Here is a 22864-nt window from a genome sequence, read left to right as displayed (position 1 = left end):
CTTTAATGTTCAGGGGCCATCTTTGAGGAAAAGGCGTCCGGAGCGAAGCGCGACCGGCCGGAGCTGGTGCGGATGCTTGATCACCTGCGCGCTGGCGACGTGGTGACGATCACCAAGCTAGACCGCCTCGCGCGATCGACCGGCGACCTTCTCAACATCGCGGAGCGGATCAAGGAGGCCGGCGCTGGCCTGCGCTCGCTGGCCGAGCCGTGGGCCGACACCACGACGCCGGCCGGGCGCATGGTGTTGACCGTGTTCGCCGGCATCGCGGATTTCGAGCGCTCCTTGATTGTGGAGCGCACGAGCGCCGGGCGTCTCGCGGCGAAGGCCCGAGGCGTCCGGTTTGGCCCCTCCCCTGCCCTATCGGCCGAGCAGATCGCGCACGCGCGCCAGCTCATCGACCGGGAGGAAAAGTCAGTGCCCGAGATCGCCCGGCTCTTGGGCGTGCATCGCGCCACCCTCTACCGGGCACTTGCCGCCGGTCCCGCGCGCAACGCCGTCACCCAATCCTGAAACCCCACGTTTTCAGGGGTTTGGATTCAAGGGGTTGTAGAATCATAAGGAATCGGTGTTTCCTGTAACTATGGCTCACAAAGAACGACCACCTACCCGCGAACGAGTGTCCGCCCATCGGGAGCGGCTGCGGGCGGCTGGCCGCATCTATGTGAACACTGATCTCCCCATCGATCTGGTCGCAGAGCTTGACCAGATCAAGGAGAAACGGGGCGTAGCATCCCGCTCGCCCCTGCTTGAGGAAGCCGTGAGGTTACTTATCGAGAAGCAGCAAGGGGCATAACGGCAAAACGCCCAACCGCGCCAACGGTTGAGCGTTTTTGGAGGCCGTCGGAACCACGTAGATAACGGGGCCAGAACTCTCCCCTTTTCTACGCTAGAGCGACCCAACTCGCAAGAGTGATTCTTGCGAGCGCGGGGAAGCTATGTCCGCCGTTCACAGCCGTCATGTCCTCCTAACGGAAGGACGAAAGGGCATATGTTGAGGACGCAAATCGCGGCCGCGATCGGCTGCGCGCGCGGGCACGCGCTTGATGAAATCATGCGTGAGGTATGGACACGCTACAGCGCCGGCCAGCTCACCGAGGAAGACGCCGGGCAGCTCTCCACGCTCGCCCAGGAGCGCCGGGCGGCGTGGCGGGGATCGGGACAGGCCGGGCTTGGCCTGGTCATGCCCCCTCCCCCCGAGCGATGCCCGACGCCAGTTCGCCGGCGCAGCTATTTCAAGGGGCGATCGGAGGGCCGTATCTGGCAGGCGACGACGCGCAAGGACGTGCAGGCGATCTTGAAGGCGGCCGAAATCTACAACGAGGCCGGATTGCACGAGAAGGGTGAGCGCAGCGGCCCGCTAGGGTCCGTCGCGCTCGACGTGCTGCGGCTGTTCGTCAATCTCATCGACTTCCGCACCGGCCGGTTAGAGCCGTCAATCACCACGATCATGGATCGGCTAGGCCGTTCGCGCGATACGATCGTGCGAGCGCTGAAGAACCTGCGGGCGCATGGCTTCATCGACTGGCTGCGGCGCTACGAGCCGACCGGCAACGAGGGGCGCGGCCCCCAGGTGCAGCAGGCCAGCAACGCCTATCGCCTGTCCCTGCCGGAAAAGGCCCGGCAGTTTCTCGGCCGGTTCGGCAAGGCCCCGCCCCTGCCCGATGACCACAGCGCCGCACAGGAATCCCGCGCGGCCGAGCTGGACGCCTACCGGAAGGCCCTGCCCCTCGATGAGCTGGCGTTGTTCGAGGCCGGCGACACCGCGTTAGGCCGAGCGCTCGCCGCCCTTGGCAAGATGGTGCAGAAACGTGAGTCCGATAACCAGACTGAATCCCCATCTGATCTTTATCTAAGACCGGAAATATAAGCGGACGCCGCTGTTCGGGCCGCTATCGCGGCCCTGCGGCGGTTCCGGACCGCGTAATAGGCGGTCCGGTTCGGCACCCTAACAGCAAAATCACACCCGCTGCGCTCGCGGTCGATGTCGTCTGGGCTTTCGAGAGGGAGAAAGGGGCGAAGCCGGTGCTTAAACGTGAAACCATGTAAACATGATTTCATGTAAGCATGAAATGTGCGATTGTTGTTTCGTACGATACAAAAGGAGCCGCCATGTTCCCGGCAAATCCGACCGCAAGAACCTATGCCGCACTGAATCGGGCATTCGATTTCTTCAATGGCCGCCTTTTCGGCGGCGAGCTGCCGCCCTGCCTCGTGACCTTGCAGCGTAAGAACAAAGCCTATGGCTATTTCGCTGGCGGCCGGTTCGGATCGAAGGACGGGACCGAGATCACCGACGAAATCGCGCTGAACCCGTCGCATTTCAAAAGCCGCACCGACGAGCAGAGCCTTTCGACCCTAGCGCACGAGATGGCGCACCTTTGGCAGCACCATTTCGGCAAACCGTCGCGCGGTGGCTACCACAACAAGGAATGGGCGGCAAAAATGCACACGATCGGCCTGCACCCTTCCGATACCGGCCGACCTGGTGGCAAGGAAACCGGCCAGTCGTGCAGCCATTACATCATCGAGCGCGGCCCCTACGCCGGTGCCTTTGCCGAGCTGGCCGCACAGCCCGACTTTTCGGCGCTCTATGTCGAGCTTTGGGACGACGCCGATGCCCGGAAAAAGCGCAAAGCGAAGTCGGCCAGCAAGACCCGCTACACCTGCCCGAGCTGCGAACTGCACGCTTGGGCAAAGCTGGGCGCGCGCCTGGTTTGCGGCGATTGCGCCGAGCCGATGGCGGCCGAGGATGGAGAGGACGGTTAACTTCCCATAAATCTAAAACATGCTTACATGCTTGGAAGAAAGCATGTAAGTTCCCTTGCATGAAAGGATGCAACCATGATTACAGTAGCGTTCTGCACGCAAAAGGGCGGGACTGGCAAGACGACGATCGCGACGGCGCTTGCGGTCGCGGCGCACCTGGCCGGGAAGAAATCGGCCCTGCTCGACCTCGACCCACAGACGAACGCCGTCAACTGGTTTGACCGGCGAGAGGGCGACGGCCCGGACGTTGCCTCGATCCAGCCCGGCGCTATCCGGCGATCGCTTGACGCCTATAGCGGCCTTGGCATGGATTGGGTGTTCATCGACACGCCCGGCAAGATGGACAGCGCCTCGACCGAAGCGGCCAAGTATGCCGACATTGTGTTGATCCCGACCCAGGCGCAGATATTCGCTATCGACACCTTGGAGCCGCTGAAGCGGCTGCTCGACATGGCGGGCAACCCGTTGGCCTTTGTGGTGCTGAATCTGGTGCATCCGAACGCCGGGGGCAGGGCGGCCGACGACGCCGCCGCGATCGCGGAGCGGTTCAACGTGCCGGTTGCTCCCATCCATATGTCGCGCCTGAAAGCCTATGAGGACGCGCCGGCTTTGGGGCAGACGCCGCAGGAGCTGGAGCCGCAGGGACGTGCCGCCCAGGAAGTCGCCGGCCTGTTCAGCTTCCTTTCGGAACAGGCAAGCATGATTACAAGTAAGCATGAAAGGATGAAAGCATGAGCCGCAAGCCTTCTCTCCTGGCGGCTGCCATCAAGACGGCCGAGCAGCCGGCGACCGCGCCAGCAGCTCCCGCCCTTTTTGAGACGCCGGCCGAGCCGAAGCGGTCGGCTCGTAGCTCGCAGCAGCCCGGCACCTACATTCCACCGTCGCGGGCCGGGAAGACGGCCAAAACCCACCATTTGCCGCCGGCCTATTGGGAGACGCTGGAAGAAATCAGCTTCCGAACCCGCGATGACAAGGGCAAGCGGATTCCCCAGGAGCGGCTTGTTGCCGAGGCGCTGAATCTGCTTTTCGCCAAATACAATTTTCCGGTCGTTCGAGAGGGCGGGGATTGAAACTATCGCAATATGCACTATAGTTTATGGTGTTATAGAGAGGTTCCGTGCGGATTTTCCTGACCAAAGGCGTTGAGCGGTTTGCTCGCCGGCAACGGATTGCCGACGCCAGCTTGGGCGAGGCGATCGAGCGGGCCGAGCGCGGCATTATCGACGCCGATCTTGGCGGCGGCCTTATCAAGCAGCGCGTGGCGCGGCCAGGCCAGGGCCGTTCCGGCGGCTTTCGGATGGTTGTCGCCTATCGTGCGGCCGGGCGTGCGGTGTTTCTCTATGCGTTCGCCAAGAGCGACCGCGACAACATTGATGATGACGAGTTGGAAGCTCTGCGAACGATCGGGGCGCACTGGCTTGCCGCCTCGGCCGAGCTGGTCGGGCAAGCCATCGAGGACGGAGATTTGAAGGAGATCGAGCATGACGACGACGAAGCCTAGCCGCCTTGCCCGCGAGATCGCGGAAATGGCGGACGCGCAGCGCCGCCTTGGGATCATGGACGAGGCGACCTATCAGAAAATCACGGCCCGGCATCTTGGAGAGAAAGTCTTGCCGACCGAAACACCGATGACCGGCGCGGAGGTGCGGGCGGTGCGCGAGCAGGCGCACCTTAGCCAAGCAGCGTTCGGCCGTTATCTCAACGTGACGCCCGGCTATGTGTCACAGCTTGAGCGGGGCGAGGCCCAGGCCAAGGGGCCGGCGCTGGCCTTGTTGAACGTCATCCGCCGGCGAGGTATCGAGGCGCTACTTTAGCCGGGCAGGGGGCAACATGCTTACCTGTCAGCATGTAATCATCCGCCCCCGGCCGGCCCTACGGCCCAATATGATAAGAGCGGGCCGGCCGGGGGCTACTGTCGAGCAAGCGGAGAAGCTGACACGCGATCGAGCGCGGCGGGAGCCGCGCCCGGCCCGGAGGCGAACGCGCTTTCCCATTGCGCTGGAGAGAGCCGGAGGGCCGCCAATGATAAAGCCCCGGTGCGTCAGCGCCGGGACCGTGTGCCCTTTCTAGTGAATTGTGCCGTCGAGCCGGGGGAGCATTTCGAGTGCTCTTTCAACGGCCGGAATAAGCAGGTCGCCACCTTCCAGATTCCGTTCGCGCAATCGCGTTTCTATGGCGGTGAGCATCCAGCCGGCCGCCGCAATGTCATCGGCGGCCCGATAAGTCTCGTAACGCTCGAAACATGCTGTAATCCGGGGCCTGGCGTCGCCGTTATCCAAGGGGATCGACGCAGCCAGCGTTTGAGCCTCCTGATAGGCCAGGGCGATGCGATGCCGGTCCTTTTCGTCGCTCTTTAGGATCAGACCGATGGTGAAAGCCAGCGTATCCATGATGTCCGTGGTTTCTTCGATCATCGCCATGCTCTCACCTATAGCTCCCGCCAGAACCGGGCATCGTCTTTGACGCGCGGCCCCCAGGTGGCGGCGATGGCCTTTGCGGCTTCCGGATCGTGGGGCCGGATGGAGCGCAACAGCGTCACCAGCTCGCGGCGCTTGGCGCGGAGAATCCTGGCCTGGGCCGGGTCATCATCCTTGATTTTGCGCAGCCGGGCCGAGACCATGCCGCGCGCCTGGCTCAGAATTTCGATGGCGGTTTCGGCCGCGACGATGTTGTCATAGGTCCAACTCCCCGGCTTGCCTTCCGGTTGGAGGTGTTCGGCGCAGATGGTGGCGACGATCGAGAGCAGGATTTTCACGCGCTCGACCAGCCAGGCCAGTTCCTCGCCGGTGATGATGTATTCGGGGGAATATCGCGCGCCGATATAGGCGCGATCGACCGTGGCGAAGCAGCGCCGGGCAAACCGGGTATCGCGCGGCCATGCTTCGATAAGCCGGGGATCGGTGCGCTCCGCATGGGAACGCAGGAAGGTCAGTCGGTGCGATTTCGGGCTGTAGAGTGTCACCACGAGCAGGAGGCAATGATAGAGGCGTTCAATGGCCTGGTGCAGCATGAACGCGGCATCCCGGCTCACATCGTCCTCAATGCTGTCCTGGGCGAGCTTGAGGGCATGACGGGCGAGGGGGAACCAGTGGTCGAAGTGTCGGCGCGCTTCGGCTTTCGCAACCTCTGGCTCCAGCGTTTTGGGCGAGACGAGGGGGTAGCCCGGAACCTCGTAGATCACGATGCCGTCGCGGGCTATGTCCACGAAGAACGGGCGGCCGTGGGTGAGCTGGTCGTTCACGTCCATGAGCGAGTGAACGATGAAGTTGACCGGCGTTGCCAGGTGCCTGGTGACGGTCAGCTCACGCACGAAGCGTTCGGCCGCCTGGTCCCAATATTCGCCGGGATCGGCAAAGGCATCACTGTTGACCACGACGAGCAAGTCATAGTCGGAACGATAGCCGCTCTTGCGGTCCTCGACCCAATCGCCGCGCGCATAGGAGCCGAACAGGATCAGCTTGAGGATGCGGCCGTTCTTGTGCTTGTCGGAGAGCTAGGTTTTTTGGGCATCCTCGAACTCATCGAACAGGATGCGGGCAACCCGCTCCAGCTCGCGCCGCTTATTGTCGGGCAGATGGCCGAGGGCTTCATGGGGCATCAAACAGCCCCTTAAATTCGGGATCGGCATAATAGGCGAGCTTGCCGGCGACGATCGGGCGTTGCCCGGCCAGGAACAGTAATTCGGCATGTGAGGGCAGGTTGCGGACCTCATCAGGGGTGAGCAGCGGCCGGGCCGTGTGTTGCTCGCCATAGGAGATTCCGGACCTGTCGGAATCGAGCGCCCGGCTCATGGTCTGGAACACCACGGTTTCCTGTCCGAGCAGATCGGAGACAAGGCGGGCGCTGTCGTGATCGTTGACGCCGAACACCTGTAGGACGCCGGCGTTTGACAGGAAGGTGCCGGCGCGCTGCCCGTAGGTGGCGCGGAGCTGGTGAACGTCCTGAAGAATGGGCCAGAGCTGGACGCCGTAGCCGGCCATAAGGCCCATTGCGCGCTCGACTGGGGCCAGGTGACCGAGGGCTGCGAACTCATCGAGCAGGTAGAGGACCGGGGCGGCCGGCTTGGCGGGATCGCGGGCCATGTCGGTGAGGCTTTGGGCGACGAGCAGGCGCAGCCAGCGCGAATAGGTGGACAGGCGATCGGGCGGCAGGACGAGGAAGACGGAGACGTTGCGGCGCTTGAGATCGGCAAAGCGGAAATCGGATCGGGCCGTCACATCGACAATGCGGGGGCTGTCGAGGAAATGGGTATGGCGCTGCGCGGCCGAGAGGACGCCGGCCGCCTCGCGATCGGATTTGGCGAGATGGCGATTTGCGGCGCGGGCGATCAGGCCGCGCGCCGCCGTGCTGGCCTGCATGTCCTTCAACATGGCGAGGAAGGCGTCAGGGGCGGCGGTGAGGCAGTAGCGCACCATTTCAAGGGTGCGGTCTTCATGGGCGTTGTGACACACGACATAGAGGATGATGCCGGCGATCAGCGCCTTGGCTTCCTCGTTCCAATGGGCTTCACCGGCCATACCCGGTTCATCGAACACCAGGGCGTCGGCAAGGGTGCTGGCATCTTCCGCGACATCGAGGCCGGCCGGGTCGAGCTGGTCGAGCGGATTGAAGGCGGCCGAGGGCTGGCCGGTGACGCCGAAGGGGTCGAGGACATGGACCGGCCCGAATTGCTGGCGGGCGCGGCCGGCGATCCTGGCGTTCTCGCCCTTGGGATCAATGCAGATCACGGAGCGGTCGGCGGTGAGCAGGTTCGGGATGATGGTGCCGACGCCCTTGCCGGTGCGCGTCGGAGCCATCGTCAGCAGATGGGCCGGGCCGTCATAGCGCAGGAGCTTTCCGGTCTTGCCGTCGCGGCCGATGAGCAGGCCGGAATCGGATCGCGTGAGGGGCGCGACTTCCTTGTTGGTGGCAAAGCGGGCCGAGCCGTGGGTTTCATCTTCCATATCCCCGAAATGGGTAATCAGGGGATTGGTGAGGAAGCGGAAGACCAGGGCGGCCAGCACCAGCAGCGTGACGAGATCGAGGGCTACGAACGGGATCGAGCCGGGACCGAAGCCCATATTTTCGAGGAAGAACCGGCCGCCCATGCCGATGACGAACAGGACGATAATGAGGATGAACAGCGCCCCTAGCAGCGGCTTCCAAATGCGAAAGGGCAGGGTGAGCAGACCGACGAAAGCCCATAGGGGATCACGGCCGGCCGCGCGCAGCATGTTCTTGAAGGCGGCCCATGCAAGCGTTGCCTGGCTCATGAATCGACCTCCCCGGCATTTTGCGTTCCTTCCCCGGTTGCCGGCGCTGACGTGAGCAGATCGTCAAACAGGTCTTTGTCGCCGGGCCGTGTCAAGAAGCCGGGCAGCTCACGCTTGAGCCATTCGCGCAGGCGGCGGGCAAATTCCTCATCCGTGCCGTTGTCGAGGCGATGAAGGACGAGCGCGCCGAGCAGTACCTTACGGCGGGTATCGTTGGCGCGTTCCTGTTTCGATAGCCTGGCCTTGAGACTGGCGCGCTGCGCGTCCAGTTCGGCCAGCCTTTGTTCGATCGTCTTGCGTGCCATATGTCGTTCCCTCCTATCTCGTGGGGCGGGCGGCAGCCTCACCCTTGAGGCGAACCATGATGATTTTCGGGTTGTCGCCAATGCGCTCGACCTCGACTATGCCGGACGCCTCGACCAGTTCGGAGAGGCGTGGAAAGCCATAGTTGCGGGCATCGAAATCCGGCGACTGTTTCGCCAGGTGCGCGCCGACGCGGGCGAGGTTAGCGCGGCCGTCTTCATCGGCCGAAGCGGTTACAGCCTTCGCCAGCATGTCGAGGGCAACGCGATCGAGAGCCGCTTTCTCCGGCACAGGTTTGGCAGCGGCCGCCTTGGGCGCGGCGACGGCTTCCGCTTCCTTTTGTTCTCCGGTGGCATTGAGCACGTCGAAATAAACGAACTTGTCGCAAGCGGTGATGAAGGGGCGAGGCGTTTTACGCTCCCCGAAGCCATAGACGGTGACGCCCTGTTCCCGGATGCGCGCGGCGAGGCGGGCGAAATCACTGTCGCTAGAGACGATGCAGAAGCCGGAAAAGCGGCCCGTATAGAGCAGGTCCATTGCGTCGATAATCATAGCGCCATCAGTGGCATTCTTGCCGGTCGTATAGGCGAATTGCTGGACCGGCTGAATCGAGTGTTCCAGCAGGCACTCTTTCCAGCCGTTGAGGTTGGGCTTGGTCCAGTCGCCATAGATACGTTTGACGCTGGCGGTTCCGTAGTTGGCGATTTCAGCGAGAAGGCCGGCGACGATCTTGGACGAAGCATTGTCGCCGTCGATCAGCAGCGCCAATGTCTGGTTATTGTCGATTGCCATAGTCTTCGTCCTCCGTAGGCCGTCAGACTATACGAACACACGCGCGGCTCAAGCGCTTCTGATCTTGTTGCCTTGCTCTACCTTGCAAAATCACGGCATTTGCCGCAAAATCTGGCTTCATCTTTTTTGCATCGAGCTTGCCGCAAGCGCCACACCGAGCGACGAAAGAGCGAAGCGATTGAGTTGAGAAGGGCGCACTTACGAGTTGCTGCGCAACTCAGCGCGCTGCCAGGTTGGAGACTGGCGGGAAAGGCGGAAGCAAGATCGAGGCAATGGGTTGGCAATCTACCATTTGAGCATGAAGCCAGTTTCGCGGGCGGGCGGCCGTAGTTCCGTCGCCTCGATGGCTTATCGTGCCGGGGAGAAGCTGACCAACGAGCGCGACGGGATCACGCACGACTACACGGCCAAGCAGGGCGTGGAACATGCAGAGATCGTCTTGCCGGAAGGCGTGAACGCCGATTGGGCGCGGGATCGGTCGGGCTTGTGGAACGCCGCCGAGTTTGCCGAAAAGCGGAAGGACGCCCGCGTTGCCCGCGAGTTCGAGATTGCCTTGCCGCATGAGCTATCGGCCGAGCAGCGTCTAGAGGCAACGCGGGAGATGGCGCAGGAGCTGGCCGACCGCTACGGCGCGGCCGTGGACTTCGCCATTCATGCGCCGCACGAGGCGAGCGACGTTCGCAATCACCATGCGCATATTCTTATGACCACGCGGCAAGTGACGGAGGACGGTCTAGGCGACAAGACCTATCTTGAGCGCGAAAACAAATGGCTGTTGGTGCACGACCTGCCGACGACCGACATGCAGCTCCGCGACCTTCGCCAGCGATGGGAGGGGATCGCCAACGAGCGCCTTGCGATGGCCGGGCTGGATATTCGCATCGACCATCGTTCGCACATGGAGCGCGGGCTAGAGATCGCGCCGACCGAACATATGGGCGTCCATGCCTCGCAGATGGAGCGGCGCGGCCTCGACGTGTCGCGGTCGCGGCTGGACGAGGGTGCGGCCCGGCGCAATGCCGAGCTGATCCAGGAGAAGCCCGAACAGGTTCTAACCCTCATCACCGGGGAAAAGAGCGTGTTCGACCGGCACGACGTTGCGCGGGCGCTGCATCGCTACATCAACGACGACCCGCAGGAGTTCCAGAGCGCCTTTGCGAAGGTGATGGCCTCGCCGGCGCTGGTCGAGTTGCAGGCCGAGCGCGCGGACCCGGCAACGGGCGAGATCGAGCTTGCCCGGTATTCGACGCGGGAAATGGTCGAGATCGAATCCGGCATGATCGAGAGCGCGCAGCGGATGCACGGCGCGCATGGTCATGGCGTCGATCGCCGGCATGTCGAGCGGGCGATAGAGCGGCAGGACGCCGCCATTCAGCGCAGCGCCGGCGATGCTTCCGCCCGGCTGTCCGACGAGCAGTGCCGGGCGATCGAGCATATTACCGGGCCGGAGAGGATCGCGGCCGTTGTCGGTTATGCCGGCGCTGGCAAGTCCACCATGCTTGCGGCCGCGCGCGAGGCGTGGGAGGCCGAGGGCTATCAGGTCCACGGCGCGGCCTTGTCGGGGAAGGCGGCCGAGGGCTTGGAGGAATCTTCCGGCATCCAGAGCCGCACCCTCGCGTCGTGGTCCCACGGTTGGGAGAACGACCGCGGCACGATCGGCCGCGGCGACGTGTTCGTGATCGACGAGGCCGGGATGGTCGGGAGCCGCCAGCTCGCCCGCTTCGTTGGTGAGGCCGAGGCGCGCGGGGCGAAGATCGTCCTTGTAGGCGACCATGAGCAGCTACAGGCGATCGGGGCCGGCGCACCGTTCCGGGCGATCACGGAGGAAATCGGCCATGCCGAGCTTTCCGAGATACGCCGGCAGCGCGTGGACTGGCAGCGGGAGGCGTCGGTTGACTTCGCCACGCACCGGACGGCCGAGGGGCTGGCGGCCTATCGGGATCATGGCAATATCAGCTTTGCCGAGACGGGCGAGGACGCGCGCGGCCAGATCGTGCGCGATTACCTTGCCGACCGCGACGAGCGTCCGGACGGCACCCGGGTTGCGATGGCGCATCGCCGGGCCGATGTTCGGGCCATCAATGACGCGATCCGGACGGAGCTACAGGACCGGGGCGAGCTGGCGCGCGGGGAAGACGCCGGCGCGCTGACCTTCCAGACCAATGACGGAAAGCGGGAGTTCGCACCGGGCGACCGCATCGTATTCTTGGAAAACAGCCGCGACCTTGGCGTGAAAAACGGGATGCTAGGCACCGTCGAGCATGTCGAGGCCGGCCGACCGGGTGCCGGCCCCATGATCGTCGTGCAGCTCGACGGCCGGGGCGGCGATAGCGTCAGCGTCCCGATGGGCGATTATCAGGCGATCGACCACGGCTATGCAACGACGATTCACAAAAATCAGGGCGCAACGGTCGATCGGGCCTATGTGATGGCGTCAGGAACGATGGACCGGCATCTAACCTATGTTGCCATGACCCGGCATCGTGACGGGGTGCAGCTTTATGTGGCGCAGGACGAGTTCACCAATGCCGGCCGGCTGGTCGAGCATGGGGCCGCGCCGTTCGAGCACAAGGAAGGCAACAGCCAGAGCTATTTCGTGACGCTGGAAAATGACAAGGGCGAGCGCCGCACCCTATGGGGCGTCGATCTTGAGCGCGCCATGAAGGCTGCGAAGCAGGCGCCAGAGATCGGGGAGAAGATCGGCCTTCAGCATATGGGTTCCATGCCCGTCACCTTGCCGGATGGCACCGAGACGCACCGCAATACATGGAAGGCTCAGGACGCCGGCGAGCTGGCCTATAGCCAGCTAGAGCGCCGCCTATCCCGGTCGGGCGTGAAGGAAACGACGCTCGATTATACCCGCGACTTTGCCGAGCGGCGCGGGATAGCGGAGCAAATGGCCATCCGCAGCGAGATGGAGATTCCGCGCGAGCAGCTTTCCCAGGAGCGGGCCGAGCTGCGTCAGGACAGGGACTCGACGGCCGAACACCGGCACCCTGCCGAACGGGAGCGCATTGAGGACCGCGCGCCGAGATCCTCGCAAAAACTTGGTGCAGATCTCGCGCAGGATCTTCATGCGGATCCTCGCGAGGATCTCGCCGCCGATCGGCAGCAGCACCGCAATCCGTTCGAGGGTCTGAAACTTGGGCGCGGCGTGGCCGCCGAGCAGCCCGAGCAGGGCCGCGCCGGCGAGGACGGGCCGCAGCAGGCCGAAAAACAGCGGGGCGGCATGTTCGCCGGCCTCAAGCTCAATGCGCGTTCTTCGCCCCCTCAGGAGCGTAGCGAGCGGCCGGAAAGGGAAGGGAGCTTGCGGCCGGCGCCGGCGCAAGATCGGCTTGCCGAGCGGGCGCGGCGGCAGTCGCCGCTTGAGGCGGCCGTTGACCGTTATGTGCGGGCCTATCAGTCGGTTGACCAGCACCGGCGCGAGGGCCTGCCGGTCCTCGACATGCAGCGGCAGGAAATGCGCGGGGCCGGGCAGCAGCTCGACCAGGTGCGCGACGGTATGAACGAGCTGATGCGCTCGACCCTGCAAAACGACCCGCAGACGGCGCGCGCCATGACCGAGCTTTCCGGCCGGGACCGTGTCGCCCATGTCATTGAGGGGATGAAGCGCGAAAACGCCGCGCTGCAAGACCCCAATGTCAGGGCCGAGCGGTTCGTGAACCGCTGGCAGGAGCTACAGGGCCAGCATCAGCAGCTTCGCGGCTGGCAGCACGACGAGGCGCGCGGCAAGGTCGAAGGCCAGATGGATGGCCTGACCAAGAGCCTAGAGCGTGACCCGCAGGTAGAGTCCATCCTGCGCAATCGCAGTCGGGAGCTTGGAATCGGGCATGAACTTCACCGGGAGCAGACCGTTGCCCGCGCGCTGCAAGAGGAAATGACACGCGGCCAGCGCCTCAGCCGGGGCCATGGCATCGAAATGTAGGCAGGAGAGAGCATGGCGGAGCTGGACGACGACAGGGAAGGATTGCCCGAAGCACTGGACGAGGACGCCGGCGATCCGGCCGCCGCCTTCGACGCGCTACGGCAGACCGTGGAAGGTCTTGCCGGCGACCTTACGCGGGAGATGACCACCATACGCAAGGGTGTGGAAGCCGCCTTTGAGGAATTTGACCGGCAGGGGCCGGCGCAGGATTACAAGCCGGAGCTGGCTCAGATCGTGCAGCAACTCGCCCATGTTGCGGAGCGCCTGCACGGCGTCGAGCAGTCGCCCATTCTCCGGCAGGGTGCGCAGCATTATGCGGCCGCGCTCGAGCGTAGCGGCGAGGGCCTGGTGAGGACCGCCGTGCAGCAGCTCGAGCGCCAGGCGGCCGACCTCGAGCGCGCCGGCCGGAACCTCGGCGCCTACACGAAAAGCGCCTACGACCGGAAAAGTCAGGATTTCCGCATGTGGATGGCCGGCCTTATCGGGCTGTTCGTCGGCATATTCCTGATTTTGCTGTTGCCGCGCTTCCTGCCCTTCTCGGCCGACAGCCATGTTGCGGCGCTCGTCATAGGTCAGGACCGATGGAACGCTGGCGTCACCATGATGCGGGTGGCCGATCCTCGAAGCTGGCGCAGCGTGGCCGATTCCTCGCAGCTCGTGCGAGGCAATGCCGAGGCGATCGGCCAATGCGCCGAGGCCGCGCGCATGGCCGACGTGGATCAGCGATGCACCATTATCGTGAAAGCACCGGTCAGGCAGCAAAACTAAAGGAAGGATTGGAAAGGGCTTGTCGCAAACCTTTCAGTAGGTTGAGACTATCCTGCCACCGTCAGCGTTTTCATGCTTTGTTAACCTTTTGAAGTCCGAAGAGGCGCGTGAGCAGATCATTCTGATCGTTCACGGTCCAATTGCCGGAAAAGCCGAAGCCCTTTCTCAACCATAGCATCGCTTCGAAACCAGCAATGGTCCGGCGTGCGGTCTTGAAAGATTGGAAGCCGCCGATCTTCGGCATGTTCTTCTTCACTCGGAAATGGTCGCTCTCGATGCCTTGCTGGAGATGCTTGGTAACGTAGTGCACTGGGCCGAGATGCAGCAGACCTGCATCAACGGCCATTTTGATCGTTGAAGGGAAGGTATTGGCACCATCCGTGCCGATCTTGCACGGCGAGAGCAGGGGCTCGTCCTTCAGCATTTTGCGGAAGAACCGCTTGGCGGCATCGAGGTCGCGTTTTGCGGTCAAAAGGAAATCCACTGGGTTTCCATGCTTGTCGATGGCGCGGTACAGATAACGCCACTTGCCGCGGATCTTGATGTAGGTTTCGTCAATGCGGACCGAACCGCAATGGGGTCTGCGGAACTGGCGCAGCCTTTTCTCGATCATCGGCGCGTAGGCAAGGACCCACCGGTTGATCGTGCTGTGATCCACTTCGAAGCCGCGCTCTCGGAACATCTCCTCCAAATCGCGATAGCTTAGCGGATAGCGCAAGTACCAGGTAACGGCCTGAACAATGAGCCATGCCTCGAAATGCCGCCCCTTGAAGTCGTCCTTCGATTGGCGCTTCAGCTTTTCGGTAATGGCATTGAGAATCATCGGTACACTCCACAACTCGGGAGCGGGAATTTCTCCGCTGATGGTCAATAGGCCGTTAACTACGAAAATTTGCGACAAGCCCCGCTGATCTCCTCGACAAAACTGACTTATCGAACGCATTAGTGCATGGCATGCTTCAGTTACGTCAAATGCACTAATGGAAGAAAATCCGGTGTGCGTAAGAAAATGGCAGTGTGTCGAGAGATTCCTCGTCGTGCTGGACGGCCTCGGGTAACGCTGATCATTCGCGAATTGCTTGAACTCCCACGAACCTCGCACTCCGACATATTCGCTCAGAAAGGGTAGTGCTGGTTGGGGTCCTCGACAGTTATCCAACGCAAGTCCGTGAACTCGCTAATACCTGCTGTGCCGCCGAAGCGACCATAGCCGGAACTCTTCACTCCACCGAACGGCATCTGCGCCTCATCGTGAACCGTCGGGCCATTAATGTGGCAGATTCCGCTCTCGATTCGTTCGGCTACCGCCATTGCCCGTCGCACGTCGCGGCTGAAAACTGCAGCCGCCAAGCCGTATTCCGTCTCGTTGGCGATCCTGACAGCCTCATCCTCGTCCTTTACGCGGATGATGGGTTTGACGGGTCCGAATGATTCCTCGTCGAAGCAACGCATGCCGGCCCCCACATGGTCGAGCAAGGTCGCAGCCACGACAGAGCCGCTGCGACCGCCGCCTGCAACGAGGCTAGCACCCTTCTCGATCGCGTCGCGGATGAACTCCTCCATCTTCGACGCCGCATCAGGAGACACGAGAGAGCCGAGCACCACATGCCCACGCGGATCCCCTGCAGGGAGCTGCCTTGCACGGGCAGCCATCTTCGCGGTGAATTCATCCGCGATCTTCTCATCGACGATAATGCGTTCGGTGGACATGCAAATTTGACCCATGTTGGCAAAGGCACCGAAGATCGCGGCATTTACTGCTGCGTCGATGTCGGCGTCATCGAGTACGATAAGCGGTGCCTTGCCACCGAGTTCCAGCAACGCAGGCTTAAGATGTCGACCGCAGAGTTCGCCAATGATCCGGCCGATCTTTGTTGACCCAGTGAAGTTCACCCGCCGGACTTCTGGCGCAGCCACGAGCGCTTCGACCACTTTGGCCGCATCCTGGGGAGCATTGGTGATCACGTTCACGACACCGTCTGGGAATCCAGCCTCAACGAGGCATCGCCCTATCAGAAGATGCACTCCGGGGCAGACTTCCGATGCCTTGAGGATGACGGTATTGCCACATGCAAGCGCCGTGGCGATCGCACGGGTCCCGAGGATGATCGGAGCGTTCCAGGGCGCGATCCCGAGGCACACGCCTGCTGGCCGACGGACAGCCAAAGACAAGGTGCCTGGCTTGTCGGATGGAATTACCTCCCCGCGGATCTGCGTTGTCATGCTCGCAGCCTCGCGCAGAATCCCGGCGGCGAGCATCACGTTGAATCCTGCCCAAGCAGACGTGCCCCCAGTCTCGGCGGTCATCGTCGTAGCGAACTCGTCGGCTTTGGACTGCATGATCTCCGAAGCCTTAAGGAGCAGACGCCTCCTTTCACCCGGCCCGCTTTTGGACCAGGCAGGGAAGGCTGCGGATGCAGCAGCCACAGCGGCACGCACGTCCTCGAGGTCAGACGCGGGCGCCCGGCTCGCCACCTCACCGGTGAACGGGTCCGTCCGGTCGTAGGTTCTTCCGGACAGGGACGCGGCGGACTTGCCATTAATGATCTGTTCGAGCTCAAGCATTCCATTTCCTCCCATAAAAGCTCGTGACCGGCCGGTGTCTTCGCATCCGGTTCACTCCACCGTGTGTATGTCGGCGATAATGTTCTTTGTGGTCTGAACGTATCCGGTAATATCCTCATCGGTCATCGGAAGCGTCAGGCCAATCTGTCCGCGATGGACCGGGAAGTAGCCCCGCGTCGCCATTTCCAGCGCATAAATCGCCATTTTCCGTTCGTCGATCTTGTTCCAGTAGTCGCGGTGGGTCTGGATTGTCTGACCAACTTCCTTGGTAAACGCGTAGCCCAGCACCGAGAACCCACCGAAAACTACAAACGGATAGCCGTGGTCGCGTGCCCACCCATTGAGGCCGTTCTTGACTTCGTCCGCCATCTCGTTCAGGCGCTTGTATGCTTGCAGGTCCATGACCTGCATCGTGGCGAGGCCAGCAGCGCAGGCCATTGGATGGCCGTGGTGGGTGCCCGACATCATGACCTGATTCTCCTCGATCACCCGGAAAATCCGCTTCGATCCCCCGACCGCTCCGATCGGAAGCCCGCCGCCGATCATCTTTCCCATGACTGTGAGATCTGGCTTGAAGTCGTAGAGGCTCTGGAGACCGCCGAAAGCAGCGCGAAGCGAGATGGTCTCGTCGAAGATGACGAGGACGCCCAGCTCCCTTGCCAAATTCCCAAGCTTGATCACGAACTCATTGGTCAGGGAGACGATCCCACCCGCGCATGACTGCAACTCCATGATGATGCAGGAGACATCTCCCGCGTGGCGCCTCAGGATGTTTTCGCAGGCGGCGAAATCGTTCTGCACGAGGGTTATGACGTTCTCGATCTTGTACGATGGAATGCCGTCGGAGTCGGGAATTGAGCGTGGACTGAAGTCCGGCCCCGGGAAGTTCTCAGGACTTGGGTGCGTGGAGACAGCGAGGTCGTCCGTGAAACCGTGGTAGCCGCCCTCGAACTTGGCGATCTTCTTCCGACCCGTGTAGCCCCTAGCGATGCGCACCGCCCCGAGACAAGCCTCGCTCGCGGAGCAGAAGAACTTGACCTGTTCGACGGAGTCGATCCGCTCGCAGAGCAGCCCGGCCAGAGCGAGCTCATGCCCAGTCGGATTGCCGAATGAATATCCCATCGGGAGCAGGTCGGTGATGGCTTTCACGACGGCAGGATGGTTGTGGCCAAGCACGTTCGTCGAAAAGTTGTTATTGAGATCGAGCAGGCGTTTTCCTTCGATCGTATGGATGTACTGTCCCTCGCCACGTTCGGCGAAGACCGCATGCGGACCGTAGTTGAAGGTTCTGCGGCTGAAGCCTCCGGGAATGGCGTCCGCTCCATGGCGCGTCTTCTCCTTCGACAGATGGAAGGCCGCCGAGAAGTTGCGCAGGGAGGTATCGTAATCGAGCTTCATGTCAAAGTTCCGTTCGTGTCGTGTTTCGGGTGCAGTCGGTTTGGCGACGGCTAGCAAATAGGGTGTCGGTGGCTGGCCATCCGCGGTGCTGCGTGCGGGATCGACGATCTCAACCTGCGTCGGCGAAGGTTGCGTCCATGCGGTCATATAGCGACGGGTTAGTCCGCCGAATGTGGATTGCGAGTGCCGCACCGGCCACACCAATGGCGATCACGCACAGAGGAAAGGACTGAACGATCATGCTGTCACTGCCCGTCAGAAGAGACAGGTTTAGGGACACTTGTAGAAAGGCTGCCAGCAGAGCGATGCCTGCGATCGTCGGCGCGACCAGGATACGCGCCGCAGAGAAGCCCCGTCGATCGCGGCGGAAGTATGAGACGATCGAGATCGACACCAGGATTTGCACAGCGAGGATGCCGATGCCTGCGAACGCGATGGTCCACGCATAGATGATGGCGTAGGGATCCGAGCCTGCGAGCACGAAGGCCATAAGGACGACAGCAACAAGGAGCGCCTGGAAGCGGCCCGCGACGCGCGGGGAAGCAGTGGCATGGTGGACTGTTGCCAGCCTGCTCCAGAGCAGCCCGTCACGTCCAAGTGCGAAGAAGTACCTGTTCAGCGTGTTGTGGAACGAAAGGAGGCAGGCGAAGAGGCTGGTCAGCAGAAGGACGTTGACCACGGCCGTCGACCAGGATCCGAGCACTCCAGCGATCGCACCGATGTAGAAACCCTCGAGTGACTCATTGGCCTTGGCGCTGACGGCGGACGCACCGTAGTACTGGATGACCGCCCAACTCACGAACGCATAGAACACGGTAATGATAAGGACAGCGGCCACCGTGGCACGTGGAATGGCTCGATCCGGGTCTGCAGCCTCCTCGCCGAATATCGCCGTCGCCTCGAAACCGATGAACGAGCTCACGACGAATATCAACGTGACGCCGATCCCCGCGGAGAACACGTCCGACGGCTGGAAACCAGACAAGGTCAGACCCTCGCTGCCGCCACCTGTGAGCACAACGCCGACGGCGAACACAGTGAGTATCAACAGCTCTGCGATCATGCAGATGCCTAGCAGGCGGCCCGAGAACACGATGTGTCTCTGGCCACACCACAGGACCGCTGAGAGCACGACGAGCGACCACACCCACCAGGGGAGAGCAACTCCGAGCGGTTCGAGCGCAGCACGCGCGAAGACCCCGACCTGCGCGTAGATACCGACCTGGATGGAAAAATACGTGGCGAGCGCAAGAAAGGCCCCCGCGACAGCCAATGGTCGGCCAAGTCCTCTCGATATATATGCATAGAACCCGCCGGCACTGCTCACATGCTTCGCCATGGCGGTGAACCCCGCCGCAAAGACGAGGTACAGCAAGCCGACCAGAATGAATGCTCCGGGTACTCCCAGGTTTCCGAAAGCGAACGCTAGAGGCGTGGCTCCCACTACGGCCGCCATTGGAGCCGCGGCTGCGACTACGAAGAATACAATATGCCCCACTCCAACTGAGTTGGATGCCAGCTTCTGAACCGCTGGACGCGCATTCTCTATGTTTGACATTGCGGTTCCCCTTGCAATTTGGTTTGTTATTTTCTGAGTATATGAGACGGGGTATCGAAGGCGAACCATCGCAGAGCGTGCCACGAACATGACAATTTACGACAAAATCTGAGGAAGGAAAGAGCGTGACCTTTCCGCACCAGCACCAGACGCCGTCTATACGAGTGTTCGTCCTCCAGGCGATCATACAGAACCTTCCCGGCGCAGGCGGACAACTCAAAGCCCTGCTGACCCGCCATGGTCTTTCCGACAAGCGCCTCGGTGATCCGACCGCCCGGGTCGACATGCGCGACTATCTGGAATTCCTGGAAGACGCTGCTCGAACTTTCGACGACCCTGTGCTCGGAGCGCGCCTTGGCTTCGCTGTCAGGCCGGGTGATCTGTGGCCAATGGGCCTGCTTCTCATGCAGGCGAGCTCGATCGGCTCGGCGCTGAGCTACTATGCCCGGTATGCTACCGCATTCCAGTCGGCCACCAGCTTCTCCGTGCAGTCGGTTCCTGAAGGCCTCCTATGCGCCTACAAGGTTCACGCTGACATCCGGCCCGCCAGTCTGTCGAGACAGGACAACGAATTCACGCTGGCCTGCATCTGCAGTCAGCTGAGAACGGCGTTCGACGCGAACTGGCGACCAGTGGAGGTGCATTTCGAACACGCCGCCAGCGGACAGGACGCAGCTCTTCAGCGCATCTTCGGCACGAGGGTAAGGTTCGGACAGATGAGGACCTGCCTGATTGTGGATCAAAGCGAGGCGGACCGGCAGCATCGAACGGAAGACCGGGAGTTCATAAACATACTCAACCAGCACATGGCTTCGGCCATCGCCTCGAACAACAACGACCTATCCGCGACAGAACGAGTGGGAGCGCTCGTCAGCGTGCGGCTGGGACTGGCTCCTGTGGAACTCGAACACCTTGCCGCGGAACTCGGGATGACTGCGCGCACACTGCAGCGGCGACTGTCTGTCGAAGGCACGTCGCTACGAAATATCGTGAGAAGCTACCGGGAGCAGATGGCAATGGCCTATCTAGCTCAGGGGAGCCTGTCTCTCGAAGAGGTGTCCACTGCCCTTGGATACGCCGAAGCTACGGTATTCTCCCGCGCCTTCAAGGACTGGACGGGCAGAAGTCCGAGAAGGCGGACACATCGGCCTTAGAAATTTCTGATAAAGGCCGCTATCAGGATTCCTGCTCAACGTGGGCGAAAACTCCGTTCGGGAGTGTCGCGCAGAGCTGGCTCGGGAAATCTGCACAGGGGGGATAAGTGGAATTTCTGCCTGACTTCGGCTTAGATGCCGGGAACAGGAGATACCATGACGAGACGACCGCGCCGGAACCACAGCCCGGCTTTCAAGGCGAAGGTGGCACTTGCCGCCATCCGAGGTGAGCAGACGCTGGTGGAGTTGTCCCAGCAGTTCGATGTGCACGCCAACCAGATCAAACAGTGGAAAGATCAGCTCCTTGAGGGGGCGACGGGCGTTTTCGGCGATGAAGCCAAGGCTGAACCGGCAGGCCCGACCGTGGACGTCAAAACGCTGCATGCTAAGATCGGCGAACTGACACTGGAGAATGATTTTTTATCCGGTGCGCTCGGCAAGGCGGGATTGCTGGGCGGAAAGAAATGATCGACCGCGAGCACAAACTCTCCGTCGTACGCCAGGCGAAGCTTCTCGGCTTCAGCCGTGGCAGCGTCTATTATCTGCCTCGTCCAGTGTCCGACGGCGATCTGACCTTGATGCGGCGGATCGACGAACTGCACCTCGACTACCCGTTTGCCGGAAGCCGGATGTTGCAAGGGCTCTTGAGAGGAGAAGGGTTGGAGACCGGGCGGCTGCACGTCGCCACGCTGATGAAGAAGATGGGCATCGAGGCGATCTACCGTCGCCCGAACACCTCCAAACCAGCGCCAGGTCACAAAATCTATCCCTACCTCTTGCGCAAGTTGGCCGTCACCAGACCCAATCAAGTCTGGGCCATGGACATCAGCTACATCCCCATGGCGCGAGGATTTGTCTATCTCTGCGCCGTCGTGGACTGGTTCAGCCGGAAGGTTTTGTCGTGGCGGCTGTCGATCACGATGGAAGCGGACTTCTGTATCGAAGCGGTCGAGGAGGCGCTGGCTCGCTACGGAAAGCCAGAAATATTCAATACCGACCAGGGTTCGCAGTTCACCTCGATGGACTTCACGGCGGTGCTGAAGAAGGCGGAGATCGCCATCTCAATGGATGGCAAGGGTGCGTGGCGGGACAACGTCTTCGTCGAGCGGCTCTGGCGGTCGATCAAATACGAGGAGGTCTACCTCCACGCCTACAAGACCGTATCTGAGGCCCGCCTGGGCATTGGCCGCTATCTGGCCTTTTACAATAGCCGACGCCCACATTCATCCCTTGACCGGCAGACGCCGGATCAGGCCTACTTCAACGCGCTGGCACCAATGATGGTGGCGGCATAATCGAGGCGGAATCCACTTAGCAAGACGCCCGAAACTGTTCAGACAAACCGAGCCAGCTCTCGCTCAAATCGGACCCATGACTCGCTCCTGCAATACAGCGCCCTTTCAGACCTGTCGTTTTGCGTTTAATTGCAGGACTCTCCATGCAAGAATTTAAGTTAGTTAGTGCGGCAGTTAATTTGCGACCCATTCTTATCCAAAAAGCTTCGCAGCTACGCCCTAAATCGCTGGCGATATTCTCCCGGTGTCAGACCAACAACCCGGAAGAAGATCTTCCGAAACGCACCCGGGTCGGAATAACCGACCTCCCAAGCAATGCGTTCGATCGGCAAAAGCCCAAACTGCAAGAGTTCCTGCGCCTTGGCGACGCGAAGGCGTTGAGCGTAGTCGGTCGCAGTCATGCCCGTGGCTTTTTGAAAGCGACGCAGGAAGGTCCGTTCTTCCAACCCTGCCTGTTCGGCTAGGTGTGCAAGTCCGGTTTCTCTACCTCCATTTGACTGAAGAAAATGCTGCGCCTTGACAATGGCTGCGTCTCCATGGGTCAGTCGCGGAGAAAACCCGCTGTAATAACGCTGCTCACGTCCTGGCGGATCGACCAGCAACATGTGTGCGGGAGACCGGTAATTTCTCTGGGGTCGGACACGGGTTGTTAGGTCAGTGCAGTCCATCAGCATCGCTTTGTTCGGAGAGGCAGCGATGGCGGTGGAATGGACGATCACGATCGAGGGGAAGAACGAGTTCGGCGACGTTTGCAGGAAGGCCGTTCATATCGACAAGAGTTGGGAACGTCTATTTGACGGCGGCATTGGCCTGTCGATTGAGGACGGCAAGACGATCATGACGGCGCTGCAAAGCGCAGTCGTAGCCCATGAGGCAGAGACCTACTCCCTCTTCCGTCGGGTCTGCCCGGATTGCCACACATTCCGGCCGGTTAAGGACTACACATCACGCCGGATCCGAACCGTATTCGGCACAGTGGAGGTCCGCAATCCTCGCTGGATGCTGTGCCGGGATTGCCACCCGGGCATGGACGGCGCCTTTGCGCCGCTGAAAGAAATCTGCCCCGATCGAGCGACGCCCGAACT

The 22864-nt window shown here is 61.8% G+C and carries 21 protein-coding genes and 2 pseudogenes; 13 read left to right on the top strand and 10 right to left on the bottom strand.

The window, feature by feature from the left end; translation table 11 throughout:
• Window positions 1-72: 72 nt before the first annotated feature.
• The 8 genes from PL640_RS24970 to PL640_RS24935 all read left to right on the top strand — a co-directional run bounded on the left by PL640_RS24970 (window position 73) and on the right by PL640_RS24935 (window position 4583).
• A complete protein-coding gene (locus PL640_RS24970; RefSeq protein WP_271363840.1) occupies window positions 73-513 on the top strand; it encodes a recombinase family protein in 441 nt (146 codons plus the stop codon).
• Window positions 514-583: 70 nt separating this feature from the next.
• Window positions 584-796 (top strand): ribbon-helix-helix domain-containing protein, encoded by a 213-nt coding sequence (locus tag PL640_RS24965; protein WP_269825379.1) that lies wholly within the window; start codon window positions 584-586, stop codon window positions 794-796.
• Between the two features lie 195 nt (window positions 797-991).
• On the top strand, window positions 992-1870 hold the full coding sequence (locus PL640_RS24960) for a helix-turn-helix domain-containing protein (protein ID WP_269825380.1): 879 nt from the start codon (window positions 992-994) through the stop codon (window positions 1868-1870).
• Window positions 1871-2112: 242 nt separating this feature from the next.
• A complete protein-coding gene (locus PL640_RS24955) occupies window positions 2113-2769 on the top strand; it encodes a SprT-like domain-containing protein (RefSeq protein ID WP_269825381.1) in 657 nt (218 codons plus the stop codon).
• 75 nt (window positions 2770-2844) lie between these two features.
• Entirely contained in the window at window positions 2845-3504 is a 660-nt protein-coding gene (locus PL640_RS24950; protein ID WP_269825382.1) for a nucleotide-binding protein, read from the top strand.
• On the top strand, window positions 3501-3839 hold the full coding sequence (locus tag PL640_RS24945) for a chromosome partitioning protein ParB (RefSeq protein WP_269825383.1): 339 nt from the start codon (window positions 3501-3503) through the stop codon (window positions 3837-3839). The genes PL640_RS24950 and PL640_RS24945 overlap by 4 nt, the downstream gene beginning before the upstream one ends.
• 47 nt (window positions 3840-3886) lie before the next feature.
• Window positions 3887-4270 carry a type II toxin-antitoxin system RelE/ParE family toxin gene (locus PL640_RS24940; protein WP_269825384.1) on the top strand — a complete coding sequence of 128 codons (384 nt, stop codon included), beginning with the start codon at window positions 3887-3889 and terminating at the stop codon, window positions 4268-4270.
• Window positions 4251-4583 carry a helix-turn-helix domain-containing protein gene (locus PL640_RS24935; RefSeq protein ID WP_269825385.1) on the top strand — a complete coding sequence of 111 codons (333 nt, stop codon included), beginning with the start codon at window positions 4251-4253 and terminating at the stop codon, window positions 4581-4583. Before PL640_RS24940 ends, PL640_RS24935 begins: the two co-directional genes overlap by 20 nt.
• A 252-nt stretch (window positions 4584-4835) precedes the next feature.
• Here the strand turns inward: PL640_RS24935 and PL640_RS24930 are convergent, their stop codons facing one another.
• The 5 genes from PL640_RS24930 to PL640_RS24910 form a co-directional block, all read right to left on the bottom strand.
• Window positions 4836-5189: a hypothetical protein gene (locus tag PL640_RS24930; RefSeq protein WP_269825386.1), complete on the bottom strand. Its 354-nt coding sequence runs from the start codon at window positions 5187-5189 to the stop codon at window positions 4836-4838.
• Between the two features lie 8 nt (window positions 5190-5197).
• Entirely contained in the window at window positions 5198-6235 is a 1038-nt protein-coding gene (locus PL640_RS24925) for a HEPN domain-containing protein (RefSeq protein ID WP_309578182.1), read from the bottom strand.
• Between the two features lie 121 nt (window positions 6236-6356).
• Window positions 6357-8021 carry a type IV secretory system conjugative DNA transfer family protein gene (locus tag PL640_RS24920; RefSeq protein WP_269825387.1) on the bottom strand — a complete coding sequence of 555 codons (1665 nt, stop codon included), beginning with the start codon at window positions 8019-8021 and terminating at the stop codon, window positions 6357-6359.
• Entirely contained in the window at window positions 8018-8326 is a 309-nt protein-coding gene (locus PL640_RS24915) for a mobilization protein (protein ID WP_269825388.1), read from the bottom strand. The genes PL640_RS24920 and PL640_RS24915 overlap by 4 nt, the downstream gene beginning before the upstream one ends.
• 13 nt (window positions 8327-8339) lie before the next feature.
• Window positions 8340-9116 (bottom strand): NYN domain-containing protein, encoded by a 777-nt coding sequence (locus tag PL640_RS24910; RefSeq protein ID WP_269825389.1) that lies wholly within the window; start codon window positions 9114-9116, stop codon window positions 8340-8342.
• 277 nt (window positions 9117-9393) lie between these two features.
• Between PL640_RS24910 and traA the strand changes: the two genes are divergently transcribed.
• Complete coding sequence (gene traA, locus PL640_RS24905) at window positions 9394-13041, top strand: Ti-type conjugative transfer relaxase TraA (protein WP_269825390.1); 3648 nt, start codon at window positions 9394-9396, stop codon at window positions 13039-13041.
• A gap of 12 nt (window positions 13042-13053) precedes the next feature.
• The gene (locus PL640_RS24900; protein ID WP_128094872.1) at window positions 13054-13809 is read left to right on the top strand and encodes a DUF6118 family protein; all 756 of its coding nucleotides are present in this window, start codon (window positions 13054-13056) and stop codon (window positions 13807-13809) included.
• Between the two features lie 70 nt (window positions 13810-13879).
• Here PL640_RS24900 and PL640_RS24895 read toward each other — a convergent pair whose 3' ends face one another.
• The 4 genes from PL640_RS24895 to PL640_RS24880 form a co-directional block, all read right to left on the bottom strand.
• Window positions 13880-14632 (bottom strand): IS6 family transposase, encoded by a 753-nt coding sequence (locus PL640_RS24895; protein ID WP_113473931.1) that lies wholly within the window; start codon window positions 14630-14632, stop codon window positions 13880-13882.
• 293 nt (window positions 14633-14925) lie between these two features.
• Window positions 14926-16374, bottom strand: coding sequence for an aldehyde dehydrogenase (locus PL640_RS24890; protein ID WP_269825391.1), 1449 nt, complete (start codon window positions 16372-16374; stop codon window positions 14926-14928).
• Between the two features lie 51 nt (window positions 16375-16425).
• Window positions 16426-17772 carry an aspartate aminotransferase family protein gene (locus PL640_RS24885; RefSeq protein ID WP_269825392.1) on the bottom strand — a complete coding sequence of 449 codons (1347 nt, stop codon included), beginning with the start codon at window positions 17770-17772 and terminating at the stop codon, window positions 16426-16428.
• A 109-nt stretch (window positions 17773-17881) separates the two neighbouring features.
• The gene (locus PL640_RS24880) at window positions 17882-19330 is read right to left on the bottom strand and encodes an APC family permease (protein ID WP_269825393.1); all 1449 of its coding nucleotides are present in this window, start codon (window positions 19328-19330) and stop codon (window positions 17882-17884) included.
• Window positions 19331-19455: 125 nt separating this feature from the next.
• On the opposite strand from PL640_RS24880, the gene PL640_RS24875 reads away from it, so the two are divergent.
• The gene (locus tag PL640_RS24875; protein WP_269825394.1) at window positions 19456-20484 is read left to right on the top strand and encodes an AraC family transcriptional regulator; all 1029 of its coding nucleotides are present in this window, start codon (window positions 19456-19458) and stop codon (window positions 20482-20484) included.
• A gap of 156 nt (window positions 20485-20640) precedes the next feature.
• Window positions 20641-21779, top strand: a protein-coding gene (locus tag PL640_RS24870) for an IS3 family transposase (protein ID WP_255830295.1) whose coding sequence is annotated in 2 segments (ribosomal slippage) — window positions 20641-20899 and window positions 20899-21779 — 1140 coding nt in all. Because the reading frame shifts where the segments join, the coding sequence is not laid out codon by codon here.
• A gap of 212 nt (window positions 21780-21991) precedes the next feature.
• Here the strand turns inward: PL640_RS24870 and PL640_RS24865 are convergent.
• Window positions 21992-22390, bottom strand: a pseudogene (locus PL640_RS24865) (helix-turn-helix domain-containing protein); the annotation flags it as partial.
• Between the two features lie 85 nt (window positions 22391-22475).
• Between PL640_RS24865 and PL640_RS24860 the strand changes: the two are divergent.
• Window positions 22476-22864: pseudogene (locus PL640_RS24860) on the top strand (ISKra4-like element ISMet1 family transposase); the annotation flags it as partial.

This window comes from Agrobacterium sp. ST15.16.024 (genome assembly GCF_027956545.1).
Taxonomy (GTDB): Bacteria; Pseudomonadota; Alphaproteobacteria; order Rhizobiales; family Rhizobiaceae; genus Agrobacterium; species Agrobacterium cucumeris.
The sequence above is the reverse complement of the archived record's forward strand: the minus strand, read 5'-3'. Positions and strand labels throughout refer to the sequence as shown.

Coding starts and splice junctions, on each gene's coding strand:
- PL640_RS24970 (WP_271363840.1), top strand. CDS start 73: ATGCTTGATCACCTGCGCGCTGGCGACGTGGTGACGATCACCAAGCTA.
- PL640_RS24965 (WP_269825379.1), top strand. CDS start 584: ATGGCTCACAAAGAACGACCACCTACCCGCGAACGAGTGTCCGCCCAT.
- PL640_RS24960 (WP_269825380.1), top strand. CDS start 992: ATGTTGAGGACGCAAATCGCGGCCGCGATCGGCTGCGCGCGCGGGCAC.
- PL640_RS24955 (WP_269825381.1), top strand. CDS start 2,113: ATGTTCCCGGCAAATCCGACCGCAAGAACCTATGCCGCACTGAATCGG.
- PL640_RS24950 (WP_269825382.1), top strand. CDS start 2,845: ATGATTACAGTAGCGTTCTGCACGCAAAAGGGCGGGACTGGCAAGACG.
- PL640_RS24945 (WP_269825383.1), top strand. CDS start 3,501: ATGAGCCGCAAGCCTTCTCTCCTGGCGGCTGCCATCAAGACGGCCGAG.
- PL640_RS24935 (WP_269825385.1), top strand. CDS start 4,251: ATGACGACGACGAAGCCTAGCCGCCTTGCCCGCGAGATCGCGGAAATG.
- PL640_RS24930 (WP_269825386.1), bottom strand. CDS start 5,189: ATGGCGATGATCGAAGAAACCACGGACATCATGGATACGCTGGCTTTC.
- PL640_RS24920 (WP_269825387.1), bottom strand. CDS start 8,021: ATGAGCCAGGCAACGCTTGCATGGGCCGCCTTCAAGAACATGCTGCGC.
- PL640_RS24915 (WP_269825388.1), bottom strand. CDS start 8,326: ATGGCACGCAAGACGATCGAACAAAGGCTGGCCGAACTGGACGCGCAG.
- PL640_RS24910 (WP_269825389.1), bottom strand. CDS start 9,116: ATGGCAATCGACAATAACCAGACATTGGCGCTGCTGATCGACGGCGAC.
- PL640_RS24900 (WP_128094872.1), top strand. CDS start 13,054: ATGGCGGAGCTGGACGACGACAGGGAAGGATTGCCCGAAGCACTGGAC.
- PL640_RS24895 (WP_113473931.1), bottom strand. CDS start 14,632: ATGATTCTCAATGCCATTACCGAAAAGCTGAAGCGCCAATCGAAGGAC.
- PL640_RS24890 (WP_269825391.1), bottom strand. CDS start 16,374: ATGCTTGAGCTCGAACAGATCATTAATGGCAAGTCCGCCGCGTCCCTG.
- PL640_RS24885 (WP_269825392.1), bottom strand. CDS start 17,772: ATGAAGCTCGATTACGATACCTCCCTGCGCAACTTCTCGGCGGCCTTC.
- PL640_RS24880 (WP_269825393.1), bottom strand. CDS start 19,330: ATGTCAAACATAGAGAATGCGCGTCCAGCGGTTCAGAAGCTGGCATCC.